The sequence below is a fragment of the Mesorhizobium sp. M0159 genome (assembly GCF_040322295.1).
Taxonomy (GTDB): domain Bacteria; phylum Pseudomonadota; class Alphaproteobacteria; order Rhizobiales; family Rhizobiaceae; genus Mesorhizobium.
Genome location: NZ_JAMYTF010000146.1, coordinates 1 through 587, shown reverse-complemented (window position 1 = coordinate 587; position 587 = coordinate 1). Strand labels below are relative to the sequence as shown.

At 65.1% G+C, this 587-nt stretch carries 1 protein-coding gene; it reads right to left on the bottom strand.

All coding sequences use genetic code 11. The annotated features are described in order from the left end of the window. The coding region (locus tag NKJ32_RS35465; RefSeq protein ID WP_352711927.1) for an IS256 family transposase at positions 1 to 587 on the bottom strand (587 nt) is incomplete at both ends.

Below are 587 nucleotides of genomic sequence, written 5' to 3'. Positions count from 1 at the left end.
GCTAGCGGCAGCCGATAGAAGCTCAGCGTCTCCTCGATGTTATCTTCCACCCAGTTGACCAGCTTCGGGTATTTGGCCTGCCATTTGGCGATCCACTGCGCCAGGTCGCGTTTGACCTCGGCAAGGTCGCGCCGGTCGTAGAACCATCTGAGCTCCATCAGGCAATCGTCGTCGACCTTGCGCGGCACGTAGTCGAGCGCGTTTCTGAGGAAGTGCACGTAGCAGCGCTGCCAGACCGCCTCGGGCAGCACTTCGCGGATTGCCGCCCTGAGCCCCGGATGGTCGTCGGAGACGACGAACTCGACGCCGGCGAGCCCGCGATTCTTGAGCCCCGTCACGAACTCGCGCCAGCTCGAATGGCTCTCCCGGTTGGCCAGCTCCACGCCCAGAACCTGGCGCCGGCCCTCCCAATCCACGCCGATCGCCACCAGCACCGCCTGGCTGGCGATCACGCCCGCCTCGCGAGCCCGCTCGTAGCGCGCGTCCAAAATGAGATACGGATAGCTTTCCTCGAGCCGCTGCGTGAAGAACGCCTTGAGCGCCTCATCCAGCCGCATCGTCGCCTCGCTCACCGTCGAGGCCGAGAA